Consider the following 26,068-nt stretch of genomic DNA (forward strand, 5'->3'; position numbering starts at 1 on the left):
ACCACAAAGCGTTTATTTTTTCACAATTTTTCGGATTTCGATTTTTCCGTCTTCAAAAATAATTTTCAGTAAATACATTCCTTTCGGATACCGTTCTAATGAAATTTTGTTTCCCGAATTGCTTTCGTCCATGACCTGTTTCCCCGAAAGGTCAAAAAGTGCCAACGTTTTTATTTTTTCTTTTGAGGAAATTTGGACAAAATCGGATGCCGGATTAGGAAAAATTTGAAGATTCGATGTTTCGGACATTTCGGAAACGGACAAATTTGGATCTATTAAATCAATAATTTTCACAACGTTATTCCCTGTGTCCGCCACATAGAGTTTGTCTGCAGAACTATTCAGATAGACACCTTCGGGTTTGAAAAATCCGCTGCCGATTGTTGTGATGTTGTTGCCATTCATATCCATTCTTTTAATTGCATTATTTCCGGTATCGGCGATGTACATCACATTATGCACATTATCCACGGCTACGCTGCTTGGCTTGTTGAAATTATTGCCGATATTTCCCAAAGCAGTGCTAGCTCCTGTCGAGAGATTGATTTTGATAATAACATTGGAAGCATAATCTGCCACGTATGCATTTCCGGCGGTATCGAAATCAAATCCTTTCGAATCATTCAATACGCCCAAGTAGTTGTAGGTATATCCGAAAGGGAAATTTAATTTTCGTCCGACAAGATAAGAGTAGTTTCTTTGGGTGTAATAGTCAGTCTGACCGTATGTCTTCATCATATAAGGATTGGCAAGATTTGTAATATAATTTCCATAAGTGTTTCCGGAAGTGTTCACAAATTTGATGACGTTATCAGTTGCATCTCCGTAGTAGATGTAATCGGCATTGCTGTTGTATGCTATCCCGGCAAGCGTGTTTGTGGTATTCCAAATGTTGGATATCTGGTAACCTCCGAAATAGGCATTGTTCGGAACGATTTTCTTTATCGAATTGTAGCCCGTAGAAATATCGTGGTCGCTGATGTAGATGTTGTGTCCGGAATCTATCGTAATGCTTGCCGGCGAATCAAACCGGCTTCCTCTCACAGCGTAAGTATTGTCGGGGTATTTGAAGTTATACACTCTGTATTTGGCATCTGTATCATAGAAGACAAAGCTGGCATTATTCTGTGCTCTTGCTTCTACCGACATCGGTAAAAACGATTGTCCGGGATTGTAAACGGGAAGTGACCAGTGTGTAATTACGTGTCCGTCAACACTCATTATGACAATATCCGACATACCTCCTATGACCAATCCGAGAAATGGACGAAAATCTACACAGGTGATGCTAGTTCCCGAATTATCCGATATGGTATAAGTGGAAAAAATGTTGTCTATTTTTACCACATTATTGTAATTGGGAAAAACAAAATAGCTGTTACCTGTATTGTCAAAGGTGAAATCGCTTGCATTCGCCACGTTATAAGGCATATTTACCGTACCAATAGTGCCGTCAGACAGGCTGATTCTTCCTATTTTATTGCTAAGAGCTGGTGCGGTGTACCAGATATAAATCCCCAGGAACTCCAAATTGGTAATGGATGTATTGGGATTGGCAAACAATGTCGGGTTGCCGCCATCGGTTGTCATTTTAAATATTTTGCCCGAGTTGATTCCCGCAATATAGGCAACGTACAAATTGCCGTCGTTATCCAAAGCTATTGCTCCGGGCTTCCCTTTTCCGGCAGAGATTACGGTGGTTTTGTTGGCACCGTTAATTTTCATTATGAGCTCATCTGTGGCATCGCACACATAGATATTTCCGTCCAAATCCTGCGTGATGTCGGTAGCATACGTAAAATTATACCCCAAACCCACGGTGGTAATGTTTTGCCCGAAAACCGTCATCGTAAGCAACCACGAGCCTAAGATGAAGAATCTAAGTATAGTTCTGTTTTTCATAGCAGCATTTATTTTAAAAATTTGATGAAGCAAAGTTTGCGATAATACGAACATTGGGCAATCGTCCAAAAAGATGATTTTTTCATAATCCTTTAAAAATCATCTTTTTGGACGATGTTTTCGGTGGGATAAAATGTATAATTTTGCTTTATGAGAAGACTTTTCCTATTTCTGCTGCTGTCCTCGCTTTTGTCTGCCCAGGAGATGAACAGGGATAGCTTGCTCCGCCTGCTTCCCAAGGCAAAAGAAGACACCAGCAAAGTACTCCTGTATATCAATCTCGGAAATTCCGTAGAATATGAAGACACCGAAAATGCAGGAAAATACTACCGACAGGCAGGAAAACTCAGTAAAAAACTGAATTATAAAAAAGGAATCTTAAAATATATTTCCAATTATACCGCGATACTGAATATCAAAGGAGAATTGGACAGTGCCTTCACATTGAACAAGCAAGGAGTAGAAATAGCAAAAGATTTGGGCGACAAGCTCATTCTGGCTAAAGCCACAGCAAATCTCGGTAACAGCTACAACTACAGGAATAATATGGAAAGTACTCTTGCAGAATATCAAAAAGCTTTAACTCTTTTTGAAGAGATAAAAGAGGATTATTTTAAAGCAAGAATGCAGGATTTACTTCAAAATGTCTATTGCAAACTAAATATGTCCGAAAAAGGAATTTCCTATGGAAAAGCTGCTACAGACTATTTTCGGAAACAAGGTAAAAAACAGGAATTGGCAAGTGCCCTGATTAATCTCTCCAATAATTATAGCAATGCAAAACAAGAGGAACAGTCTTTAAAAGCATATCAGGAAGCACTGGAAATTTCACAGGAAATAGGTTTTAGACAAGGCGAACTGACAACTTTATTAGGACTGGGAAATACTTATTTTCACCGTTTTGAAATAGAAAAATCAAAATCCTGTTACGAAAAAGCGCTGACAATAAGTATCGATGTGGAAAACAAAGAAGGCGAAACTATTTCCAACCGCGGATTGGCGATGTGCTATATACAGGAAAAAGAATTTGACAAAGCGGAATTGTTCATAGATAAAGCTTTAAAGCTCGCAAAAAATCTGGATTTGAAGAAAGAAATAATGTCTTCTATGAATTTGAAATCCAGTATTCTGTTTGCCAAACACGATGTTGAAACTGCCGAAAAATATTTAGACAGTGCAGGCATTATTGAGCAGAAGTTATTCGGTGACGAAATCCGAAATAAAATCATCAATCTGGATAAAAAATACGAAACCGAAAAGAAAGAAAACCAAATCAGATTGCAGAATGCACAAATCCGGCAAAAAAATATTCTCAATTATATCTTAATCGGAAGTGCTGTGGCCCTGCTCCTTATTTTATTTTTATCCTACCGAAATTACAGCCACAAAAAAAAGCTACAGGTGCAAAAAATCACCGAGCTTGAAACCGAAAAGCAGCTTGCCGCAACAGAAGCGGTTCTCCGGGGCGAGGAGCAGGAACGTTCCCGTCTTGCCAAAGATTTGCACGACGGTTTGGGCGGAATGCTCAGCGGTGTAAAACACTCATTTAGTGCTATGAAAGAAAATCTTATTATGACTTCTGAAAATGCGGAAGCGTTTGAAAGAAGCATTCATCAGCTTGATAACAGCATTCGGGAAATGCGGCGTGTCGCTCACAATATGCTGCCCGAAAATTTGCTGAAATACGGATTGGATAATGCTTTGCGGGAATTTTGCACCGAGCTGGGGCGTACCACTTCCCTGGAAACAAGCTATCAGTCTATCGATATGGAACACCAGCAGTTTTCCCAGGACATCTCTGTTACAGGCTACCGGGTTGTTCAGGAGCTTGCCAATAATGCACTGAAGCATTCTGGAGCGAAGCATCTGCTCGTTCAGGCACATTTTTCGGATGAAGAAAAAATGCTCCATATCACCGTTGAAGACGACGGCAAAGGATTTGACAAAGCAATGCTGTCAAGCTCGGAAGGAATCGGCTGGAAAAATATCCGTAACCGGGTACAATTTGTAAAAGGAAAAATCGATTTGAACTCAGGCATCGGAAAAGGAACATCGGTATTAATAGAAATCCCCGTATGATGAATAATATCAATATTCTTATTGTAGACGACCATTTTATGGTAATCGAAGGTATTCGCTCCATATTGCAGGACGAAGAAAATATCAATTGGCTGGGACATTCTATGAGTGCTTCCTCGTGTATGGATTTTCTAGAAAAATACCGCCCGGACGTAATCCTTATGGACATCAGCTTGCCCGATGAAAGCGGAATCGACCTTTGCAGAAAAGTAAAAAAGCAGTATCCGAGAATCAAGATTTTAGGATTAAGCACTTACAATCAGCAGTCCGTCATTCGGGATATGCTCAAAAACGGGGCTTCGGGCTATCTTTTGAAAAATGCTTCCAAAGAAGAACTTACAGATGCTATTGCATCGGTAATGAATGGGGAAAGTTATCTCTGTATGGAAGCTGCGGAATCGCTTCAGAATACCGAAACCTCAAATCCTATCATCACAAAGCGGGAAAAAGAAGTTCTCAGCTTAATTTGTGACGGATTCACCAATCCAGAAATTGCCGAACGGCTCTTCATCAGCTTGCCGACAGCCAATACCCATCGCAAAAGCTTATTACAGAAATTCGGAGCAAAAAATGTCGCCTCTTTGGTGAAAATGGCAGTGGAGCGAAGGCTTTTCAGTGATTTTTTTTGGGAATAACTACAATGCATACATTCTATTAATCCAAATCCATACCTCAAAAATATCGTTCTGGATTTTTTCTATATCGATCGAATTAAAAAAACAACAATAAATCTGCAGTCATCAAAACCCACCCAATATGACGAAAAAAACAGCGGTAAAACAGGTGTACGGGAATATCGTTACGAATCAATATCTTCCGGATTAGTATCTTAATTGAAAAACTTGTCAACCTATTTTAGGACTAATCATTCAACACAAAAAAAGTCATCTCAAATTGAGATGACTTATTATTTTCAGAAAGACTGAAATTATTTCAATTCTACTTCAGCACCAGCTTCTTCAAGTTGTTTCTTAAGAGCTTCTGCCTCGTCTTTAGACACACCTTGCTTGATTGGAGCAGGAGCACCGTCTACGATATCTTTAGCTTCTTTAAGACCAGCACCAGTTAAATCTTTTACCAATTTAACAACAGCTAATTTAGAAGCTCCAGCTGATTTAAGAATTACATCGAATTCTGTTTTTTCTTCAGCAGCTTCACCTGCACCACCTGCAGCAACTACTACTGCTGCAGCAGCTGGCTCAATTCCGTACTCATCCTTAAGGATAGTAGCTAATTCGTTTACGTCTTTTACTGTTAAGTTTACTAGCGTTTCAGCTAAATTTTTTAAATCTGACATTGTTGTAATGTTTTTTGTTGATTGTTTATCTATTTTTTTGAGTGTAATTATTCAGCAGCTGGCGTTTCGTCAGTGCTTTCTGCAGCTGGAGCTTCTGGAGCTTCCTCAACAGCAGGGGTTTCTTCAACGGCAGGAGCAGCTTCTTCAGCTTTAGCTTCTACAGTTTCAGATTTGTTTTGAAGAGCAGAAACAACTCTTTGAATTGGAGATTGAAGCAATCCGATGATCTCACCGATCATTTCTTCTCTAGACTTGATGCTTACTAACGCGTCTAGGTTCTCGTCACCAACATAGAAAGTTTCTTGAACGAAAGCCGATTTAAGAGCTGGTTTCTCTTCTTTCTTTCTGAAATCTTTGATCAATTTTGCCGGAGCGTTAGCCGTTTCAGCAATCATAATCGCAGAGTTCCCTTTGAAAGTTTCGAACATCTCAGAATAATCTACACCTTCGATCTGTTCCATTGCTTTTTGAAGCAATGTGTTCTTCACAACTTTTACTTTGATATTTTGTTTGAAAGCTTGTCTTCTGAAATCAGATGATTTAGAAGCATTCAATCCTTCAAGATCTGCTACATAAACTACTTTTGCATCCTGAAGCAAGTCTTTGATCTCTTGTATTGCTACAACTTTTTGGTCTTTTGTCATTGTCTTAAGGATTATTATTAGTTAACAGATTTAGTATCAATTGCGATTCCAGGACTCATTGTAGAAGACAGATAGATGCTTTTTACATAAGTTCCTTTAGCAGCAGTTGGCTTCAACTTGATCAATGTAGAGATCAATTCTTGAGCATTTTCTTTAAGTTTAGCAGCATCGAAAGATACTTTACCAATTCCTGCGTGGATAATACCATATTTATCTACTTTGAAATCGATCTTACCAGCTTTAACCTCAGCTACCGCTTTTCCGATCTCCATAGTTACAGTACCAGATTTCGGGTTTGGCATAAGACCTCTTGGTCCTAAAATTCTACCCAATGGTCCTAATTTACCCATTACAGCTGGCATAGTAACGATAACGTCCACATCTGTCCAACCATTTTTGATTTGAGCTAAATAATCATCAAGACCTACATAGTCCGCACCGGCTTCTTTAGCTTCTGCTTCTTTATCCGGAGTTACCAAAGCCAAAACTTTGATATCTTTACCAGTACCGTGAGGAAGAGATACAACACCTCTTACCATTTGGTTTGCTTTTCTTGGATCTACACCTAATCTAACAGCGATATCTACAGATGCGTCAAATTTTGCAAAATTTACTTCTTTTACCAAAGCAGACGCTTCGTCAAGATTGTAAATTTTATTTTTTTCCACTTTGCTTAAAGCTTCTTTTTGCTTTTTTGTCAATTTTGCCATTTCTTTAAGTTTTAAGCGTTAGTTGGTTTAGTTCCTGTTACTCTCAATCCCATAGATCTAGCAGTACCAGCAACCATAGAAATTGCAGGCTCTACTGTGAAACAGTTAAGGTCTCCCATTTTGTCCTCTGCGATTTTCTGAACCTGAGCCCAAGATACAGCACCTACTTTGTTTCTGTTAGGTTCTCCAGAACCACTTTTCAATTTTGCAGCTTCCAATAATTGGATCGCAACTGGAGGTGTTTTGATGATGAATTCAAAAGACTTGTCTTCATACACCGTAATAACTACAGGAAGAACTTGACCAGGTTTATCCTGAGTTCTACCGTTGAATTGTTTACAAAACTCCATGATGTTCACACCTGCAGAACCCAATGCCGGACCTACTGGTGGAGAAGGGTTGGCAGCGCCACCTTTCACCTGAAGTTTTACCATTTTAAAGACTTTTTTAGCCATTTTAATGTTTTGATTTGATTAATAAATAATTGAATGTGGAAGCATTAATTATTCAATATAAGTCACTTCGCATAAAAGAAGACCTATATTTCGGTTTGCAAAAGTATTAATTATTTTTTAATCTGCAAATAGAATCTGCTGATTTTATATATTTTACAAAAAAATATCCACTCAAAAATCTGAATGGATATTACTCTAAGAAAATAACTAAAATATTAGAACTCCAAAGTTATTGATGCTCTTGCAGCTGCACCCATAATTGGTCTAGCCATTCTAACATTAGAACCAGAATCTACAGTTGATCTTGGGTCACCTTCTGTAATCCCGATAGTGTTAAAAATATTAGTAGCATCAATCGCGAAACGAATTTTCCCTAACTGATAAGAAGTTCCTGCTCCAAATTCACTGAAAGCCGGTAAAGAATAGCTCTCATCATTAGCTTCATTCTGGAAACGTTTGCCGTAATAATTATAGCTTACATAAGTTCTCCACTCTTTGGTAATATTAACCGCAGGAGAAATATTGAAATATAATTTCGGAATTCTTCTTACAAAATTGCCATCATAGTCAAAGGTTGTCCCATCTTCATTTGTTCCTTTGAAGTTTTTATATTTCGGACTTTGGATTGTTCCGTTAAAAGTAACTTCTAAAATATTACTAAACAATCTTGCAAAACCTTCTATCTCTACTCCTAAATTTTTCGTATCCGCAAATTTGTTTTCAGACCTTCCATTAGAAAGGATATCAGTGAATGAAAGATTTTTAAGCGTTGAGTAGAACGGAATCACCCCAATATCAAATGTTCTTGAATAATATTTGTAACCTAACTCTATTTGATTTGTTAATGCCGGTTTAAGTGCACTTAGATCATCAATATTGTTATAATACGCTTCTTCATTTGGTGATCTGAAACCGTGAGAAAATCTCCCGTAAACGGCATTTTGAGAATCGATTTTATAATTCAAAGAACCTGTATATGATACTTTATCTACATCATATCTCCAATAAGTATATTGATTACCCAAAACACTCATATTGTCATCAGCGGTTGTAGAACTAAAACCATAATTAGTTGTAGTATTTCCAGAGGTAATGTAGAAGGCTGTTAATCCAGAATTATTAAGATTAGACGTTGTAGTGTTTACTTTATAACCTCTGTAAGTATCATTACTGTAACGGATTCCTCCATTGAAACTTAACTTATCTGTCAAAGAATAATCTAGGTTTAGATATAAAGCATTCAGACTTCCTTCCGTTTGGGAATCTCTAAGCAAGAATGACATATCTGTAACACCATTATATGTTTTGGAGTAACCTACGTCATTAGGACTAAGAGAAGTATCCACAAGATTAAGAAGTTGTGGTTTATCTGTAGCAGTTGTCAATATATTACTCCAATTCCAGTATTGTTTTGATTTCCAATTGGACTTATAAAAACCTGCAGTGATATTTCCTTTATCTAATTTATAATTGAATTGCAAATCATTGATGAAATTATCCATCTGCTTATCAATTGCCCAGAATCCTAATTCCTGAACATATTGAGGATTCACCAATTGTCCATTTCCCACTAAAGAATATTGAAAGCTATTTCCTGAAATACCATTATTGGAAGCAAAATCTGCCGCAGTTTTTGGTGTTCCAGCAGGAAAGATTCCTGTGTAATTCAAATTGATATTGGTATATCTCGTTTTATTGATTAAGCTTAAATTATTCCCGAGATCATATTTGAATTCTGCCCCTATAACATCCATTTTCGGATTGATTCCATTCGTTAAATCTCTTTTAAAGAAACCACCACCGGCTTGCGGAATATTCAACTGACCGATTGTATTGTAAGTATAAGTCCCGTAATTAGCATTGAAACCTGGAAACTCTTTCAAATCATTGGTCAAAGGAATTGGCAGATAGAAAGCATTTCTGTCATCCAGTTTTTTGTAATACACTTTTGCATAACCTTTATCAAAGACATATTTCAAATTCATTCGGATCTGACCACCATTGTTAGCTTTGAAACCTGTTTTTCTGATACCATCATCTGTTCTGTAAAAACCTCCAACGTTGAAGAATAATTTATCTTTGATTAATGCTCCTCCAAGATTAAGGTCAGTTCTCATCAATCCATAAGTACTCGTTTCAAGCTTTGCTACACCTTTAAAATCATTAGTTCCTTCTTTTGAAATAAAGTTGATCAAACCACCCGGAGAATTGGTTGCGAAAATAGAACCGGTTCCTCCTCTCAGTGCTTCTAATCTTGCTGTCGTATTATCTACTCGGAAAAAGTTGTCAGCATTTGCAAATTGTAATGCCCCATCTTCAAAAACTGGTAATCCGTCTTCCTGAATCTGTGTAAACTCGTAAGCTCCGGCAGAAGGAATACCTCTTGCAAAAAGGTTGTTCCCTACTTCTCCACCAGATGTTTCCACTGCAAAACCAGGAACTCTTTGTAATAATGCCGCTGCACTAATTGGATTTTGTTTCTGAATCTCTTTTGCTGTAAAAGTAGAAATTGCAGTTGCAGATTCTAGTTTAGCTTTTGGTCTAGAATTTCCCGTAATTACGACTTGTTCGATATTGTTTGATTTTATGGAATCGTTCTCAGTTTGTTGTCCATAAACATTTTGAAAGTAGAGCGAGGCTACGCCTACCATCAAAAAAATCGAATTTCTTTTCATATCATATAATTATTTAAGGTTAATTGTTCATTTTCAAATAAACCCCATTGGTCCACCCAAATCCATCTTGATTTGGATATTCTCCTCCGCCTGCAATACTTTTCACATCCACGGCATTATACTTTTCCATCAGTTTTCCTGTATTGTTGTAAACACGTTCCACATTTTTGCTCCAGTTATTTTTAATCTGTTCGGCCAGATCATCAAAACCATAATTCTTCATAGCGACATAACCTATCCATTGATTTGGAGCCCAGGCATTAGGAAAGTCCCATTGTTGTCCGGTTTGTTTTGTAGTAGTGACAAGACCTCCGGAGTGAAGGAATTTTTCAGAAATCCTTTGGCTCATTTCTTCAGCTTGTTGATTGCCAGAAAGCTTTATAAACAATGGATACAATGAAGCTATATGTTCGGATTGTGTTTTTTTGTTTTTGATAAAATTGTAGTCTCTATAAATTTTGGATTCCTCGTCCCAGAAATATTTATCAATATTTGACTTACGTTTATCTGCTAATGACTGATATTTTTCTTCGAAGTCAAATTTTTCATTAAGACGTGAAGCCTTTGCAAGTGTTGTTTCAAGGTGCCAGAGAAGACAATTCACATCAACTTGAGCTAATTCCAAAGTGTAGATTGTTCCGATATTCTCTCCATCTTCAAACCATCTGCTGGAGAAATCCCAACCAGATTCACAAGCCGCCCTTACATTTCTGTAAAATTCTTGATTGTTCGAAGTTTCAAAATCTTTGACATCAATTAAATAACTTTCCGGACGAGGTAGATTTTCATTATCATAGTAACGATTCAGAATATCGCCTTCATTGGTTTTCAAAACACGTTTGACAGCTTTCCCTTTTTCCAGATCTTCAATTCCCGACATCCAAAACTGATATTCTTTTTCCAATGTTTCGAAATATTGAGAGTAGATCTTTTCATCATTTGTGCTTTCGTATATCAGATCCAGCATCAAAGAAAAGTAAGGCGGCTGTGAACGACTTAGGAAATAGCTTCTGCTGGCATTTGGAACAAAGCCATAGTTCATTATTAAGTAAGAACAGTTCTCAACAATGTTCTTCATCATTTCGATATTACCAGAAACCTGTAATCCTAACATCACAAAATAACTGTCCCAATAAAAAAACTCAATGAATCTACCTCCTGGAACAATGTATGGTTTAGGAAGTCCTAAAAGAGTTCCTCTTTCTTCATAAGCTGTTTTTGTAAGTCGATTCCAAAGTTTCTTAATATGTTCTTTAATAGGAAGTTTATTTCTTAAACTATCATTTTCATTTTCTGACAATTGTTCCAAAAAGAAATTTTGTAATACAAATTCCTTCAAATCAAAATCGGAATGATTTTTCTCTTCTTCATATTTTTTCTCGATTTCATCAATTGAAAACAGTGGAATTGCATCAACCATTGTTTTTTGGTCTTCGAAAATCTCAGCTTTTTGAACAGTTTCGAATAAGTTGTAAAAATCTTTTATGTCAGTATAATTCTTCATTATTTCTTAAGTTGTTTGTTCATCATTATCACAAAGATCAGTAATAGTGATAATGGAATGAATGATAGATAAAAAGCCTGCTGCCCACCAGTTTCCTGAAATACAAACCCTGTTATCATTGAGCCGAGTGTTCCTCCGATTGCTGAGAAAACCACGATAAGACCAGACATGGAACTTTGTAAATATTTCGGGATCGATGCAAGAATCACCGAGTTGATGCTTGGATAGATCGGTGCCAAGAATACGCCCATCAATGGAAAAATATAAACTGCCAAAGGCGCATTAAGCCAAGTTACATTTTCATCAAGATGAATGTTGTGTGTTAATGGTAAAACCAAAAAGACACTTACTGCGAAACAGATAACGCAAAACGAAACAACATATATCCATTTATATTTTTTGGAAAAAAAACCCGAAAGAAATCTTCCCAGTGCAAATGCCCCAGCCAAAACAGCTCCGGCCTGCACGGCCATACTTGTGGGAAGATGAAGAATTTCTTTATAGAAAGTAGGTGTCCAGGTTTGGAAACTTTGTTCAACAAGTACAAATAAAAATGCACAAACAATGAAGAACAAAACCTTCCTAAGTTTAAATAAGCCGACACTATTTTTGATATCACCTTTCAAACTTGTATTTTCAATTTTAGCTTCACTTTCATCCAGTTTGGAAAATAAGAGAATCAGAAAAGAAACAGCAGACAATAATCCTAAAACCCAATAGGTATTGAGCCAGCTTTTTGATTGCGGATCATTGTCATCTATGAAAAGGCTGAAAAGAACATTTCCTACCAAAACCCCTATCATAAAGAACCCTTCTAAAAATCCCATTATGCTGGAATGTTCTCTATCATTGTTAGTAATGAGTCCAATGGATGTAAATACAGAAATCTTAATCAATGCGAATGAAATCCCCACAACGCAAAATAGTATTTTGAAATACCAAAACGCATTAGCGAACGGCATTAGAAAGCACATTACACTTACAAGGGCCAGTGCGATCAGCATCGACTTCTTTAGCCCGATCTTAGGAAGAAAAGACGCCAAAAGAAAAGAACAGATTGCAATTGGCAGATCTTTGAAGCCTTCCAGAATACTTGCCTCGGATTTTGAAATTCCAAAATTCTGCTGAACCTGAAGAATTACCGTTCCCACCGAATTCAGCAGAATGGCAAAAAGAAAATAGTTCAGAAAAAGGACCGCTTTGATATTTAAGTTTCTCATCGATTACAAAATTATCTACAAACTGTTTACATTAATTTAACACTATACATTATTAATGACACTACATTAATATAAAATAATATATTTGATAAAATTATGTATTAATCAGATGAAAGTAAGTTACGAAAATGTTAAGCCCGATGAAAACTCATCTTTTCGAACTCTGCACATGAACTTTCCTGTCAAGGAATTTCGCTGGGAATATCATTATCATCCGGAATTGGAACTGGTTTGTGTAGTTTCGGGAAGCGGAACTAGACATGTTGGCTATCATAAAAGTAGTTTCCGAGATGGAGACCTGGTTTTGATTGGTTCTAATACTCCTCATTCCGGGTTTGGTCTTAATTCTTCAGACCCACACGAAGAAATCGTTTTGCAGTTTCGGGAAGAGATCATTCAATTGCCAAAAGAAGTTGGTGAATTATCAGCTCTCAGAAAATTATTATCTGTTGCAAAGTTTGGTGTTTTATTCAGTAATCCTACCAAAGAAAAAATACTACCAAAACTTCGTGAAATGATGGAAACTGAAAACTCCAAAAGATATCTTTTATTAATAAATCTTTTAGTTGAACTTTCTGAAGAAGAGGATTATGTTTTGTTAAATAAGGAAGCAATGCCGCACACCATTATTTCAAAGAATAAAGAGCGGTTGCAGTCCATATTCACATTTGTTGAGAAAAATTATCAGAAAGAGATCGATGTGAATGATGTTGCGAATATCGTGAATCTTACTTTACCTTCATTTTGTAACTTTTTCAAAAAAACAATGAAAATAACTTTCACAGAATTTGTTAATCAATATAGAATTGAAAAAGCCTGTCATCTTATTTTACAAGGAAAAAGCGTTTCAGAAAGTTGTTACAGTACTGGTTACAATAATATATCCTACTTTAATAGGGCATTCAAAAAATATGTTGGAAAAACGCCAACTGAATTCAATAATGAGTTGATAAAATAAAAAAGGCCTAAGAAATAATCTTAGGCCTCTGCATTTTATAAATATGAGATCTATACTTTTTCAACTTGCATGAAGCTAAGTTCCATTGGGGTTTTTCTACCAAAAATAAGAACAGAAACTTCAACTTTTTTCTTGTCTTCCAAGATCTTTTCTATGGTTCCGTTGAATCCATTGAAAGGACCGTCGATCACTTTTACATTTTCTCCAACAATAAAAGGAATCTCAACGTCTGTAGCAAATTCAGAAAGCTCATCCATTCTTCCGAGCATTCTGTTAACCTCAGACTTTCTCATTGGAACAGGCTCTCCACCTTTTGTAAGGCTCAAGAAAGAAATTACTCCCGGAATATTTTTGATAACGTGAGGAACTTCTCCTACAAGATCAGCTTCTACCATCAGGTAACCTGGATAATAAGGTTTTTCTTTTGGAACTTTTTTACCATTTCTTATCTGGATAACTTTTTCCATAGGAATTACTACTTGAGTAACATAAGCATCCATACCTAAGCGTTGGATCTCGTTCTCAATATAATTCTTTACTTTATTTTCCTGTCCGCTAATAGCTTTCAGCACATACCATTTCGATTCGCTCATGAGGAAAGTAATTTTGGATTAGTTAAATAGATTAATAAACGTAGCAATAAGATTCTTGATAGTAACACTGAACAAAGAATCTACTCCAAATGTAAATAAAGCAAGGATAACCGTAGTCACAGCTACAACAATTGTAGAAGACTGCAAGTCTGGCCATTTCGGCCACTCCACTTTATCTTTAAATTCTGTATAAGAACCTTTTAAAAAATTAACTAATGAGCTCATATTTTAATTTTGCACGGGCACTAGGATTCGAACCCAGATCAACGGTGTTGGAGACCGGTATCCTACCATTGGACGATGCCCGTAGATTAAAAGTTCCGTAAGTTTCCCTACGGAACTTTAATTATATTAAGATGATTAATCTAAGATTTCAGTAACCTGGCCAGAACCTACAGTTCTACCTCCTTCTCTGATCGCAAATCTAAGACCTACGTTAAGAGCGATTGGTTGTAGCAATTCTACAGTAATTTCTAAGTTATCACCAGGCATTACCATTTCTACACCTTCTGGTAAGAAGATCTCACCTGTAACGTCAGTAGTTCTTACGTAGAACTGAGGACGGTATTTGTTGTGGAATGGAGTGTGACGTCCACCTTCTTCTTTAGAAAGGATATAAACAGAAGCCTTGAATTTTTTGTGTGGCTTAACTGAATCTTTCTTAGCGATAACCATACCTCTCTTGATGTCAGTTTTTTCAATACCTCTCAACAATAGACCTACGTTATCTCCAGCTTCACCTCTATCTAGGATCTTTCTGAACATCTCAACTCCCGTAATAGTAGAAGTTAATTTCTCGTCACCCATACCTACGATATCAACTGGATCACCAGTGTTGATAACACCAGCCTCGATTCTACCAGTTGCTACAGTACCTCTACCTGTAATAGAGAATACGTCTTCGATTGGCATCAAGAAAGGCTTATCAGTATCTCTTGGTGGTTGCTCGATCCAAGTATCAACAGCATCCATCAATTCCTCAACTGATTTGAACCATTTATCTTCAGTATCAACAGTAGCAGCTGTAGCAGCTGTAAGAGCTCCTAGTGCAGAACCTTGGATTACTGGAGAGTTATCTCCGTCGAAATCGTAAGTAGACAATAGATCTCTAAGTTCCATTTCAACAAGCTCTAACAATTCTGGATCATCCACCATGTCAACTTTGTTCATGAAAACAACAATTCTAGGTACGTTTACCTGACGGCAAAGTAGGATATGCTCTCTAGTTTGAGGCATAGGTCCGTCAGTAGCAGCACATACAACGATAGCACCATCCATTTGAGCAGCACCAGTTACCATGTTCTTTACGTAATCCGCGTGACCTGGACAGTCAACGTGAGCGTAGTGTCTTTTTTCAGTTTCGTACTCGATGTGAGCAGTATTGATAGTAATACCTCTTTCTTTTTCTTCTGGAGCTGAGTCAATTGCAGAGAAGTCTTTTTTCTCAGCAAGACCTTTGCTAGCTAATACAGCAGAAATAGCAGCCGTAAGAGTTGTTTTACCATGGTCAACGTGACCAATAGTACCAATGTTCAAGTGTGGTTTTGAACGATTAAACGTTTCCTTTGCCATGATTTTAATATTTAATTTATTTAACTATTTTTTTTCGGTCTGCAAATATAATGAATTTTTAAATATCAAAAATTATTTTACATAAAAATTAATAATATGATTTTCAATTTGAAATAATTTGAAATAATTCACTATTCCTATCTCAGACCGGAATACAAATTTACACCAATATAATGTAAAAAGTTTCCAAAAAAAATCCCGAAAATGATTCGAGATCTTCAGAGCCAACTACGGGATTTGAACCCGTGACCTCTTCCTTACCAAGGAAGCACTCTACCCCTGAGCTAAGTCGGCTTAAAAAAAAATCACATTCCGTAAGGTCTGTGATTTTGAGCGAAAGACGGGGGTCGAACCCGCGACATTCAGCTTGGAAGGCTGACGCTCTACCAACTGAGCTACTTTCGCAATTTGTTTCCTAAATTGTTGGTAAACGTGTGCAAATTTAAAAATAAATTTTCAATCTGCAAAATTAATTATAAAAAAGTGGGGAGAGCAGGATTCGAACCTACGTAGCCGAAGCAGCTGAGTTACAGTCAGCCCCATTTGACCGCTCTGGTATCTCCCCAGTATTTTTTTATAAATGAGCCTCCAGAGGGATTCGAACCCACGACCCCGAGATTACAAATCACGTGCTCTGGCCAACTGAGCTATGGAGGCAAATAGATTTCAAAAGAGCTTTCTTTTCTGCGTTGCGGTTGTTTCCGTTTTGCGAGTGCAAATATGAGACACTTTTTTGAAATCTACAAATATTTTACGAAAAAATTTTAATTATTTTTCTAAGCTAATTCTTTTTTCTTGATTAACAGTTTTTTAGCCGTTTCAACACATTCGTCCAAACTTTCCTCAAAACTTGCACAAGTCTTCTTCACCACAATATCATTACCTGGAATCTTCACAACCAACTCCGTAGTTTTATTTAATTTGTCTGATGTATTTTCTACCTTAAGATAGACTGCGGACTCTACGATCTTATCATAAAATGTTTCAAGTTTGCTCAATTTTTTTTCAATTCTCTCTTTCAATGGTTCATGAGGTGTAACACCTACTGTCTGAATTGTAATCTTCATAACGTCTGTTTTAAATGGTTAAACAATAAAAATGTAAATTTTCACTTCATATCATTTTTTTTATTAGCTTCTCTTGGATGTGCACTTTTATAAACTTCTTTCAGCTTTTCTATATTAGCACTCGTATAAACTTGTGTACTTGCCAAACTGGCATGTCCCAATATTTTTTGAACTTTTGATATTTCTGCACCTTGGTTCAGAACATGTGTTGCAAAAGTATGCCTCAAGATATGCGGACTCCTTTTCTGCTTGGAAGTAACATTACTAAAGTACTTATTAACGACTAGATACACAAACTTTTCACCTAGTTTTTTTCCCTTTTTATTAACGAAAAAATAATGTTGGTTTTCCGTGTCGGCCAATCTCATATTAAGATATGTTTGATAATCTGACAACAATTCATCAGACAATGGAATAACTCTGGCTTTATTACCTTTACCAATCACCAGCATTTCTTTTTTTGAAAAATCCACATTTTCGAACAAAAGATTACACAATTCCGATTTTCTGATTCCTGTCTGATATAATGTCTCTATGATCAGTTTTTCCAACAATGTCATCTTCCCTTTTTCTTCGATCTCAGTTTTCATCTCATCCATCTCTTCCACAGAGAAAGGAATTCGTTTCTCTGCATAGAACTTAAGTGAATCTATTGTTTCCATAGGTGAAACTTCTATCTCTTGCAGTCTAAGCATAAAAAGATAGAAACTACGAAGCGAGGACAACTTTCTATTGATACTCCTTTTACTAAGCCCAGAACTACCCAGTTCTACAATAAAGTTCTTGATCACCTTTTTATGCACATGAACAATGTCTTCGGAAGCCTCACTCTTTAACACAAAGGCGGAAAAATCCAAAAGGTCTTTTTTGTAGTTGGTCAAAGTATGCGGAGAATATCTCTTTTCTACGGCAATATAATCTAGAAATCTTTCTATCATGGGTATATAAATGCAAAATCACTTCCAAATATAGAAATTCGGAAGTGATTTTTATTATGTTTTGCTAAAAAAGAACTTAAGCTTGTTCTTCTTTGCTCAAGTTTCTTTGTTTGTGAGCTGCTTTAAGTTTAGCTTGTCTCAAAGTTACAGAAGGCTTAATAAATTGTTGTCTAGATCTAAGTTCTCTTACAACTCTAGTTTTATCAAATTTTCTTTTGTACTTTTTTAAAGCTCTATCGATAGACTCTCCGTCTTTTACTGGTATTATTAACATAATTTACATCTCATTTTGAGGTGCAAAAATAGGAATAATTTATTAATCTACAAATTTTCGTAGTGTTATTTTTAAAATTATCAAGAAGTTTCTTCATCTAAATATTTCTGACGCAAAGACCGTTGAGATTTTTTGATATTATTGAAAATATTTTTAAGGTTCGCAAGCTCTTTTGCTCAGCAAAGACATAATCAAAAAGTAAGTTTGTCATTCCGTAGGAATCTATACTGTTGAATTTCCTACGGAATGACAATATTGTGTTTTAATATTGAATATTGAATGGATGACAAATCCCCTAGCCCCGATTGCAGTGGAAATCCTTTTTTGCATTGTCTTCAGGCTCTACTTAATGGAAATCGTCGGCAAAAAAGATTGCAACGGAAAGCGGGAAACAGCTCCTAAAAATACTATCAAATAAAAACTCCCGAATAAATCGGGAGTCTTTTTGTATCTTATGCTTTGATGTACAAAGCGTTTTTAATCTCTTCTTTCACCTTGTCCACTTTCGGGAACCATTCTGCAAACAATGGTGCTGAATATGGTGCTGATGCATCCGGCGTAGTGATTCTCTTGATTGGCGCATCCAAATAATCGAATGCTTTCTGCTGAACCATATAAGTAATCTCAGTAGAAATAGAAGCGAATGGCCAAGATTCTTCCAAAATCACCAATCTGTTGGTTTTCTTTACAGACTCGAGAATTGTATCGTAATCCAAAGGACGGATTGTTCTAAGATCGATAACTTCTACAGAAATACCTTCTTTTTCTAAATCTTCCGCAGCCTGCAAAGCTACTTTCATAATCTTACCGAAAGAAACCAATGTTACATCTTTTCCTTCTTTTTTGATATCTGCTTTTCCGATTGGGATATAATACTCTTCTTCTGGAATTTCCATTTTATCACCATACATCTGCTCAGATTCCATAAAGATCACTGGATCGTTATCTTGGATTGCAGACTTCAAAAGTCCTTTCGCATCGTAAGGATTGGAAGGAACAATTACTTTAAGACCTGGACAGTTCGCATACCAGCTTTCGAAAGCCTGAGAGTGCGTTGCTCCCAACTGACCTGCAGACCCTGTTGGACCACGGAAAACGATTGGGCAGTTCCACTGTCCGCCACTCATTTGGTAGATTTTCGCAGCATTGTTGATAATCTGGTCAATAGCCACCATAGAGAAGTTGAAAGTCATAAATTCTACGATAGGACGATTCCCGTTCATTGCAGCTCCTACAGAAATACCTGTAAAGCCAAGCTCTGCAATAGGCGCATCTATGATTCTTTTTGCACCAAACTCATCTAACATTCCTTTGGAAGCTTTGTAAGCTCCATTATATTCTGCAACTTCTTCTCCTACAAGAAAAATGGACTCGTCTTTACGCATTTCTTCGCTCATAGCTTGAGCAATTACTTCACGAAATGTATGTTCTTTCATCTGTAATATTAATTATTTTTTTGTCAGATGCAACGCAATGCGTTTCACTTGAAAATGTTCGTTTAAAATTTCGAAATACAAAAGTATTAATTTTTTTATTATTCGCATAACAAAAAAAGGCTCCCAAAAGGAAGCCTGCTATTTATCATAATTTTCGCCTAATCAACTTTATGCCAAGTCTGTGTTTTCACTGCGATTCCCAGAATCAGAGCTTTTACTTTCAACTCGTCACCTTCTCTTACGATCTCGGTTTTATAAGATTTTCCATCTTTTGGATTGGTAATTGTTCCTCCAGAAAACTCGTTACCATCTTTTGAAAGTCCTCGGATGATTTCTAATCCCATAAGAGGTTTGTTTTTTCTGTCATCTTTGCATTTTACGCAGTTTACGTTTTCCGGTTTAATCAATAACTGAACGATTTTACCTACATATTTCCCTTTAGAGTCTTTAGAAATTTCTACTATAGATTTTGGTTTTCCGGTTTCGTCGTCAATAGTTTTCCATTTCCCCTCGATTTGAGCGAATGACAGAACTCCGATGAATGATAAGGCAAATGATAAGATTAATTTTTTCATTGTCTTTTATTTTAAGTTGTTTTGTTTTGATAGGCTTTTCTTGTTAACGTTAAATTAACATTGTTAAAAATATAAATTTATTTTAAACAAACAATAATTATTTGCTATCCAAAGCATAAATAACGCCACTTACAAGATTTTTCCTGTTTTAAACACTTACTTCACCTCAGTTTTCTATTGATGACTCTATCCATATAATCCTGATACCAAGCTTTTGTTTTTTCGATTCCTAATTTTTGTTTAGGATTCAAATTTTTACTCAAAATATTTTTGGATAATGCTAAATCTGATTTGTCGTAAATCCCCGTCACTTCTTTTCCATTAAATATATAAATGTAATTTCCAATAATCATCTGCTCATTAATTGCATCGGAATTGACAATCATATAATCCTCATTCTTATCAGACAGCAAACTTCTACCCCAACTTCTAATCTTTTTATTATATCCAAGCAAATCTGCCAAAGTTGGATAAATATCAATCTGTTGAGCGAATCTATCATCAACACCTTTTAAGTTATATTTTGGATTGGGAGAGAAAAACAATAATGGAATCGCAAATCGGTTCATCGCTTTTTGATATTCGGGATAATTGATTTGATTGGTGTGGTCAGCCGTAATTACAAAAATTGTATTATGATACCAAGGTTGCTTACTCGCTGTTTCAAAGAATTTTTTTAATGAATGATCCGTGTATTGAATTGGTTCGTGAATCTGCAATGTTCCTTTTTTAAATTTCCCATTATATTTCTCAGGAATTTTAAACGGGTCGTGAGAAGATGCTGAAAACAGGGTTGACATAAAAGGTTGCTTCTTGCCCATATTTTTTGCAAAATATTGAAAAAATGGTTCGTCCCAAATTGCCCAGATTCCATCAAAATCATTATCATTATTATACTCGGTTTTTCCAAAATAATGTTTGAAGCCTAAGATATTTCCAAATCCTTGAAATCCCATAGAACCATTCGGTGCACCGTGATAGAAACTCGTATCATAGCCCAAATCATTACAAACCGAAACAATAGATTGGATTTTTTGATTGGAATAAGGCGAACTCGTAAAAGCATCCGTCAAACTTGGGATTCCTGCCAGAACAGAACTCATTCCGTGGATAGATTGTCGTCCGTTGGCAAAAGCATTAATGAAAATAAGACTTTGATTACCCAAACTATCCAAAAATGGTGTGTAAGAAACAAAATCCTTAATATTATTTTGCTTGTTAAACGCTCCGGAATATTCTTTCCCGAAACTTTCCATAATGAAAATCACAACATTTGGTTTTGAGCCAACTTCTCGATTGTATAATTTATAAGGTTTAATTTCTTGATCAATGAATTTCTCATCCACAAAATGAACAAGCTTGAAATTATTAGTTCCAATTGTCCTGAAAAATGAAAAAACGCTATTCAGAACAATATTTGCCTGAAGTGGATTGCTAACGTGTTTATTGGCATCAACTAGATTAATTGGTCTTGTAGAATGTTTGAAATCACCTCTGATTCCGCCAACAACCAAAGTCGTAACCACGCACAAACTTATAATTGATGAAATAAAATAGACTATAACATTCTTAGGTTTCTCATCATTGATTTTAACTTTTTTATAAAGAAAAATCCAAAGAAACAAAACCACAATAAACCAAACAACAACAAACGGATGCTGTAAAACCGCATTCCAAAATATTCCTCCAAGATTATTCTCGTGTTTACCAACTTCAATCGCAGCAGACGTTAATCTTGCCTGACTGAATCGATAGTAAATCATATCACCAAAGTTGAGCGAGTATGCAATTCCATTCGTGATAAAGTACCAATAGAAAAGAAATTTCTGATAACCGTTTTTTGTATTAATTACCAACGGAATGATGCTTAGCAAAATAAAAACCGCATTCACATACAAGATTGCAGTCGTATCAAACGCAGTTCCGTAATAAGATAAATTGAAATATTCTGATAGTCTGTCAACTTTTATAAGGTCTTTATTGAATAACCAAAACAGCAATCTCGCCATCTGGTAAAAGAAAAACACCAGAAAAAGTCTGTAAATCAAGGCAAATAATTCCTGCCCTCTTAAATTCTTCATTTTGCAAAATTAAAACTTTCCTTGTATTAGTTTTTACTATTTTTGTGATATGAATTTCATCAAAAACAACCTCGCCAACGCATTTACTTTAGGAAATCTTTTTTCTGGTTGTGTTGGGATTGTTCATTTATTTTCCGGCGATTATCAAACGACAGCGATTTGTATTATTATTTCTTTGGTTCTTGATTTCTTTGACGGTTTTGTTGCGAGAGCATTGGGTTCCAGCAGTAATCTTGGCGGACAGCTGGATTCTTTGGCGGATATGGTAAGTTTTGGTTTTTTGCCGGGTGTTGCGATGATGAAAATGCTGGAACCTTATGGCAACCAATTTTTCGGAATCGAACTACCTTTTGAAGTCAAATATTTTGGTTTTCTGATTACACTTTTCTCTTGTCTTAGATTAGCAATTTTTAATTTGGATGATGACCAGAAATATTACTTCAAAGGACTTAATACACCGAGTAATACGATATTAATCTTTGGATTATTCTATGTCTATAAAGAATCGGGAAATTTCAGTTTTTTATTTGAAAACGAAATTTATTTACTGATTTTCACGGTAATTTCATCTTGGCTTTTGGTAAGCCCAATCAAAATGATTGCAATGAAATTCAAGTCGAAACAATTAAAAGACAATTATCCAAAATTAGCATTATTGATTGGCGGGATTTTGATCTTATTAATTTTCAAAACAACAGGAATTCCGTTAATGATCATATATTACATCTTAATTTCATTAATATTCCAAAAACAACTTAAGTAGTCTGAAGATGGAAGATCTTCAAGTCGAAAACAATAAAAAAACATATTATTAAAAACATCGGACATCGGTCTTCCGATATCCGGCAAAATAAAATCAATTATAAAAAAATGAACCTAAAACTCCATAAACCTCTTTGCGTTTTCGATTTGGAAACGACCGGAACCAACATCGGAAAAGACAGAATTGTAGAAATTTGTATTCTAAAAGTCAATCCAGATGCTTCGCGAGAAAGCAAAACCTGGCGCGTAAATCCGGAAATGCCCATTCCAAAAGAATCTTCTGCAATCCACGGAATCTATGACGAAGATGTTGCAGAAGCACCAACCTTCCGAGAAATTGCTCCGAAAGTAATGGCAATGATCAAGGATTCTGATTTGGGAGGTTTCAATTCCAACAGATTCGACATTCCTGTTTTGGCCGAGGAAATGTTAAGAGCGGATGTAGATTTTGACCTTGGCAAACATCGTTTTGTAGATGCCCAAAATATCTTCTTCAAAAAGGAACCTAGAAATCTTGGCGCCGCTTATCAATTCTATTGCGGAAAAATGTTGGAGAATGCACATTCTGCAGAGGCTGATGTAATGGCAACTTTCGAAGTTCTGGACGCACAAGTCGGAAAATATGATGATGTTCCAAACGAAATTGCTGAGTTAAGTGATTTTTCTACGCAGAACAAATTTGCGGACTTGGCAGGAATGATTCATTTTGATGAAAACGAACAAGAGATTTTTGCTTTTGGTAAATATAAAGGTCAAAAAGTGAAAGATGTTTTCCAAAAAGATTTGGGTTACTACGGCTGGCTTCAAAGTGCGGATTTTCCACTTTATACCAAGAAAATATTTACTAAAATCCAGTTGAAGTCTCGATTCTAATTTCATAAATATTTAATTTAATTACTAATGAAAATAATCTGCATAGGAAGGAATTACAGCGAACACGCCAAAGAACTGGGAAATGAAGTTCCTGAAGATCCGGTAATCTTTATGAAACCTGATACCGCTATCTTGAAAAAGGGTTCTGATTTTTACATTCCGGAATTCTCTGATGATGTCCATTATGAATTGGAAGTTGTTCTGAAAATCTCAAAAGGCGGAAAATATATCCAAAAAGAAAATGCAGGAAAACATTATGACGAGATTGGTCTTGGGATTGATTTTACAGCAAGAGATTTGCAGTCCAAATTAAAGGATAAAGGCTTGCCTTGGGAGTTGGCAAAAGGCTTTGATGGTTCGGCCGTGGTTTCGGATTTTGTTTCTAAGGTAAATTATGATTTACAGGATCTGAATTTTTCTCTGGTAAAAAATAACGAGCAAGTCCAAAACGGAAATACAAAAGATATGATCTTCAGTTTTGATGACATTATTGCATTTGTGTCACAATATTTCACATTGAGAGTCGGCGATTTGATTTTCACCGGAACGCCCAAAGGTGTTGGAAAAGTTTCTGAGAATGATTTGCTGGAAGCATCTCTCGAAGATAAAAAATTGTTTTCTCTGAAAATTCAGTAACTTTTCATTGAAATTTATATCATACCTAGAAATGTGAAAATGGCTGAGTTTTTGCTTTTCTACAAATAGAAATACTATAAACCTTGAGATTATGAAAAAAATTATTTTACCCGTAGATTTCTCTGACAGCTCTGACAAATTGGTAGATTATGCTGTTGGTTTTGCAAAAGATGTAAATGCCGAGATTGCACTAATTCACGTTGCTGCTACAGATATTGGTTTTGTGATTGGAGATATGGGCTTCCAGTATTTTCCGGAAGTGGAAGAAAACGAAATCAAATACGAATTGAAAGAACTCAACAGACTTGAGCAAAGAGTGACCTCTCAAGGTGTAAACTGTACTCACATTCTAAAACAGGGTGTCGCTGGCGATACAATTTTAGAATATTCTGACGAAAAAAATGCTGATTATATTGTAGTTGGTTCCCACGGAAGAAGCGGTGTTTATGATGTTTTCATCGGTAGTTTGACCAAAGAAATTACCCGAAAATCAAAAATTCCCGTTTTGGTTGTCCCTTGTCACGATGAGGAATAATTCTAAAAGACCAAAGCTCAAGGCAAAAGATCAAAAATAAAAGAACCCGTCTCGTTGCAATAACAAGACGGGTTTTTTATAAATATAATCAATTTATTTAACCTTCGTTTTTGTAAATTTTTGGGTCGTAGTAAGGATGCTTTCCTTCTGTTGGGGAATGGTAATCTTTATCTTTTTGTGCTCCTAATGTGACTACCAAAATATAGCACCAATATGTAAAAAATCCAGAAGCTACAAGGAATAAAATCCAATTCAAAACATTAGCAGTAAGGTCGAAGAAACCAAAAGACCATTTGAATGCTGCACTTAATGCTAACCAGAAAGATGTCATATTTTTCTTTTTTTAAATTAACTTTGCACAAATTTATAAAAAATGTTTCGATTACTTTCTAAAGAAAGCAATATTTTTTCGGTTCCAGTTTACATCGGTTTTTTGTTTCTGATATTTTTATCACTTAACCTATTAGATTTCAAATACATAGATGTATTTCCAGCCATAATTACATTTACGGGAATCAGTTTGGGATATTTTTTATTCAATGCGATTGCGCTTAATCAGTTTTCGCATCTTCCGCTCTTTCTTTACACAATTTTTGTGGCTTCATTTTATGATGGAACCATCGATTTGGGATTGGCATTCACTTTTCTGATGAGCTCTATTCTATTATTGATCTTAACCAGCCAAAACGACCAATTGAGAAAAAGTTCCTTTACGCTGGTAGGTTCTATCCTAGCTTTCAATTATCTGGTTTTTCCGTCAAGCTGGCCAATGGGCGTTTTTGTAATTTTCCATATTATAGGAACTTCGGGAAGAATCGGACTTAATCTTTTCAGATTATTATTTGGCGTTATTTTGATCGTACTGAGTTATTTCGGATTGATGTATCTCATCCATTACACGACTTGGGACAAAACTTATTTACCTTTTTATGGTAAATTCGAGGCATTGGATTCTTATTATCCGTTGTATATATTAAGTCCGATCGCACTGATGCTGCTCTACTCACTTTCTGACCATTTCAAACATTACAACGAGAAAAGTCCAATAAGCCGGTACAAATACACTTTTGTCCTTGTATTTTCTCTTGCTCAATTGATCACGATTATTTTCTATATGGGAACCAACTACGAATATCTGTTGCTTCTCGCGCTGCCTTCAAGCATCATTATCAGCAGAATGCTGCGTTTCTTACCCCAATATTGGATGCAGGAAGTTGGACTTTGGATAATTGTCTTTACGCTTGCGATCTTTAAAATCGTTAATTTTGTATAAAATTTAAAA

Annotated in this window: 26 protein-coding genes and 5 tRNA genes; 8 read left to right on the forward strand and 23 right to left on the reverse strand. The window is 35.9% G+C overall.

Annotation, left to right across the window (positions count from 1 at the left end):
* Nucleotides 1-12: 12 nt before the first annotated feature.
* The gene (locus tag BLT30_RS09415; protein WP_175487169.1) at nt 13-1,902 is read right to left on the reverse strand and encodes a T9SS type A sorting domain-containing protein; all 1,890 of its coding nucleotides are present in this window, start codon (nt 1,900-1,902) and stop codon (nt 13-15) included.
* A 150-nt stretch (nt 1,903-2,052) separates the two neighbouring features.
* Between BLT30_RS09415 and BLT30_RS09420 the strand changes: the two genes are divergently transcribed.
* Together BLT30_RS09420 and BLT30_RS09425 are read left to right on the forward strand one after the other, a co-directional pair.
* Nucleotides 2,053-3,981, forward strand: coding sequence for a tetratricopeptide repeat-containing sensor histidine kinase (locus tag BLT30_RS09420; RefSeq protein ID WP_089873316.1), 1,929 nt, complete (start codon nt 2,053-2,055; stop codon nt 3,979-3,981).
* A complete protein-coding gene (locus BLT30_RS09425; protein WP_221405580.1) occupies nt 3,978-4,616 on the forward strand; it encodes a response regulator in 639 nt (212 codons plus the stop codon). The genes BLT30_RS09420 and BLT30_RS09425 overlap by 4 nt, the downstream gene beginning before the upstream one ends.
* A gap of 293 nt (nt 4,617-4,909) precedes the next feature.
* On the opposite strand, the gene rplL is transcribed toward BLT30_RS09425, so the two are convergent.
* The 7 genes from rplL to BLT30_RS09460 all read right to left on the reverse strand — a co-directional run bounded on the left by rplL (nt 4,910) and on the right by BLT30_RS09460 (nt 12,486).
* Nucleotides 4,910-5,278, reverse strand: a complete 369-nt coding sequence (gene rplL / locus BLT30_RS09430; RefSeq protein ID WP_027384124.1) for a 50S ribosomal protein L7/L12 — start codon at nt 5,276-5,278, stop codon at nt 4,910-4,912.
* 47 nt (nt 5,279-5,325) lie between these two features.
* The gene (gene rplJ / locus BLT30_RS09435; RefSeq protein WP_089873317.1) at nt 5,326-5,922 is read right to left on the reverse strand and encodes a 50S ribosomal protein L10; all 597 of its coding nucleotides are present in this window, start codon (nt 5,920-5,922) and stop codon (nt 5,326-5,328) included.
* 17 nt (nt 5,923-5,939) lie between these two features.
* Nucleotides 5,940-6,632: a 50S ribosomal protein L1 gene (gene rplA, locus BLT30_RS09440; RefSeq protein WP_028121267.1), complete on the reverse strand. Its 693-nt coding sequence runs from the start codon at nt 6,630-6,632 to the stop codon at nt 5,940-5,942.
* Nucleotides 6,633-6,643: 11 nt separating this feature from the next.
* Nucleotides 6,644-7,087, reverse strand: a complete 444-nt coding sequence (gene rplK / locus BLT30_RS09445; RefSeq protein ID WP_027384127.1) for a 50S ribosomal protein L11 — start codon at nt 7,085-7,087, stop codon at nt 6,644-6,646.
* A gap of 215 nt (nt 7,088-7,302) precedes the next feature.
* Nucleotides 7,303-9,762, reverse strand: a complete 2,460-nt coding sequence (locus tag BLT30_RS09450; protein ID WP_089873318.1) for a TonB-dependent receptor — start codon at nt 9,760-9,762, stop codon at nt 7,303-7,305.
* Nucleotides 9,763-9,781: 19 nt separating this feature from the next.
* A complete protein-coding gene (locus tag BLT30_RS09455; protein WP_089873319.1) occupies nt 9,782-11,266 on the reverse strand; it encodes a trehalase family glycosidase in 1,485 nt (494 codons plus the stop codon).
* Nucleotides 11,266-12,486, reverse strand: a complete 1,221-nt coding sequence (locus tag BLT30_RS09460) for an MFS transporter (RefSeq protein WP_089873320.1) — start codon at nt 12,484-12,486, stop codon at nt 11,266-11,268. The genes BLT30_RS09455 and BLT30_RS09460 overlap by 1 nt, the downstream gene beginning before the upstream one ends.
* A 109-nt stretch (nt 12,487-12,595) precedes the next feature.
* On the opposite strand from BLT30_RS09460, the gene BLT30_RS09465 reads away from it, so the two are divergent.
* Nucleotides 12,596-13,444: an AraC family transcriptional regulator gene (locus tag BLT30_RS09465; RefSeq protein WP_089873321.1), complete on the forward strand. Its 849-nt coding sequence runs from the start codon at nt 12,596-12,598 to the stop codon at nt 13,442-13,444.
* A 50-nt stretch (nt 13,445-13,494) separates the two neighbouring features.
* Here the strand turns inward: BLT30_RS09465 and nusG are convergent, their stop codons facing one another.
* The 14 genes from nusG to BLT30_RS09535 all read right to left on the reverse strand — a co-directional run bounded on the left by nusG (nt 13,495) and on the right by BLT30_RS09535 (nt 21,980).
* Complete coding sequence (gene nusG / locus BLT30_RS09470) at nt 13,495-14,037, reverse strand: transcription termination/antitermination protein NusG (protein WP_089873322.1); 543 nt, start codon at nt 14,035-14,037, stop codon at nt 13,495-13,497.
* A gap of 18 nt (nt 14,038-14,055) precedes the next feature.
* Complete coding sequence (gene secE, locus BLT30_RS09475) at nt 14,056-14,262, reverse strand: preprotein translocase subunit SecE (RefSeq protein WP_027384133.1); 207 nt, start codon at nt 14,260-14,262, stop codon at nt 14,056-14,058.
* A gap of 12 nt (nt 14,263-14,274) precedes the next feature.
* Nucleotides 14,275-14,345 (reverse strand) — tRNA-Trp (locus BLT30_RS09480).
* A gap of 52 nt (nt 14,346-14,397) precedes the next feature.
* Nucleotides 14,398-15,609 (reverse strand): elongation factor Tu, encoded by a 1,212-nt coding sequence (tuf, locus tag BLT30_RS09485; RefSeq protein ID WP_027384134.1) that lies wholly within the window; start codon nt 15,607-15,609, stop codon nt 14,398-14,400.
* Nucleotides 15,610-15,831: 222 nt separating this feature from the next.
* A tRNA-Thr gene (locus BLT30_RS09490) sits at nt 15,832-15,903 on the reverse strand.
* Between the two features lie 38 nt (nt 15,904-15,941).
* Nucleotides 15,942-16,014 (reverse strand) — tRNA-Gly (locus tag BLT30_RS09495).
* 79 nt (nt 16,015-16,093) lie between these two features.
* Nucleotides 16,094-16,174, reverse strand: a tRNA-Tyr gene (locus BLT30_RS09500).
* Nucleotides 16,175-16,192: 18 nt separating this feature from the next.
* Nucleotides 16,193-16,266: transfer RNA gene (locus tag BLT30_RS09505), tRNA-Thr, on the reverse strand.
* A 119-nt stretch (nt 16,267-16,385) separates the two neighbouring features.
* Nucleotides 16,386-16,676, reverse strand: coding sequence for an HPF/RaiA family ribosome-associated protein (locus BLT30_RS09510; RefSeq protein ID WP_089873323.1), 291 nt, complete (start codon nt 16,674-16,676; stop codon nt 16,386-16,388).
* 41 nt (nt 16,677-16,717) lie between these two features.
* The gene (locus BLT30_RS09515; protein WP_089873324.1) at nt 16,718-17,614 is read right to left on the reverse strand and encodes a tyrosine-type recombinase/integrase; all 897 of its coding nucleotides are present in this window, start codon (nt 17,612-17,614) and stop codon (nt 16,718-16,720) included.
* Between the two features lie 76 nt (nt 17,615-17,690).
* Nucleotides 17,691-17,888, reverse strand: coding sequence for a 30S ribosomal protein S21 (gene rpsU / locus BLT30_RS09520; RefSeq protein ID WP_027384137.1), 198 nt, complete (start codon nt 17,886-17,888; stop codon nt 17,691-17,693).
* Nucleotides 17,889-18,340: 452 nt separating this feature from the next.
* Complete coding sequence (locus BLT30_RS09525) at nt 18,341-19,324, reverse strand: pyruvate dehydrogenase complex E1 component subunit beta (RefSeq protein WP_089873325.1); 984 nt, start codon at nt 19,322-19,324, stop codon at nt 18,341-18,343.
* A 158-nt stretch (nt 19,325-19,482) separates the two neighbouring features.
* Nucleotides 19,483-19,899: a DUF2147 domain-containing protein gene (locus tag BLT30_RS09530; RefSeq protein WP_089873326.1), complete on the reverse strand. Its 417-nt coding sequence runs from the start codon at nt 19,897-19,899 to the stop codon at nt 19,483-19,485.
* Nucleotides 19,900-20,060: 161 nt separating this feature from the next.
* Nucleotides 20,061-21,980, reverse strand: a complete 1,920-nt coding sequence (locus BLT30_RS09535; RefSeq protein WP_089873327.1) for an LTA synthase family protein — start codon at nt 21,978-21,980, stop codon at nt 20,061-20,063.
* 49 nt (nt 21,981-22,029) lie between these two features.
* On the opposite strand from BLT30_RS09535, the gene BLT30_RS09540 reads away from it, so the two are divergent.
* The 4 genes from BLT30_RS09540 (at nt 22,030) to BLT30_RS09555 (ending at nt 24,786) form a co-directional block, all read left to right on the forward strand.
* Nucleotides 22,030-22,743 carry a CDP-alcohol phosphatidyltransferase family protein gene (locus tag BLT30_RS09540; RefSeq protein WP_089873328.1) on the forward strand — a complete coding sequence of 238 codons (714 nt, stop codon included), beginning with the start codon at nt 22,030-22,032 and terminating at the stop codon, nt 22,741-22,743.
* 107 nt (nt 22,744-22,850) lie between these two features.
* Nucleotides 22,851-23,615: a 3'-5' exonuclease gene (locus BLT30_RS09545; RefSeq protein ID WP_089873329.1), complete on the forward strand. Its 765-nt coding sequence runs from the start codon at nt 22,851-22,853 to the stop codon at nt 23,613-23,615.
* A gap of 27 nt (nt 23,616-23,642) precedes the next feature.
* Entirely contained in the window at nt 23,643-24,251 is a 609-nt protein-coding gene (locus BLT30_RS09550; protein ID WP_089873330.1) for a fumarylacetoacetate hydrolase family protein, read from the forward strand.
* 91 nt (nt 24,252-24,342) lie between these two features.
* Complete coding sequence (locus BLT30_RS09555; protein WP_089873331.1) at nt 24,343-24,786, forward strand: universal stress protein; 444 nt, start codon at nt 24,343-24,345, stop codon at nt 24,784-24,786.
* Between the two features lie 97 nt (nt 24,787-24,883).
* Here the strand turns inward: BLT30_RS09555 and BLT30_RS09560 are convergent, their stop codons facing one another.
* A complete protein-coding gene (locus BLT30_RS09560; protein ID WP_089873332.1) occupies nt 24,884-25,117 on the reverse strand; it encodes a hypothetical protein in 234 nt (77 codons plus the stop codon).
* 42 nt (nt 25,118-25,159) lie between these two features.
* Here BLT30_RS09560 and BLT30_RS09565 point away from each other — a divergent pair, with 42 nt between their 5' ends.
* Nucleotides 25,160-26,059, forward strand: coding sequence for a DUF6427 family protein (locus BLT30_RS09565; RefSeq protein ID WP_089873333.1), 900 nt, complete (start codon nt 25,160-25,162; stop codon nt 26,057-26,059).
* Nucleotides 26,060-26,068: the final 9 nt, after the last annotated feature.

This window comes from Epilithonimonas hungarica, from assembly GCF_900102265.1.
In the GTDB taxonomy this organism is placed as follows: domain Bacteria; phylum Bacteroidota; class Bacteroidia; order Flavobacteriales; family Weeksellaceae; genus Epilithonimonas; species Epilithonimonas hungarica.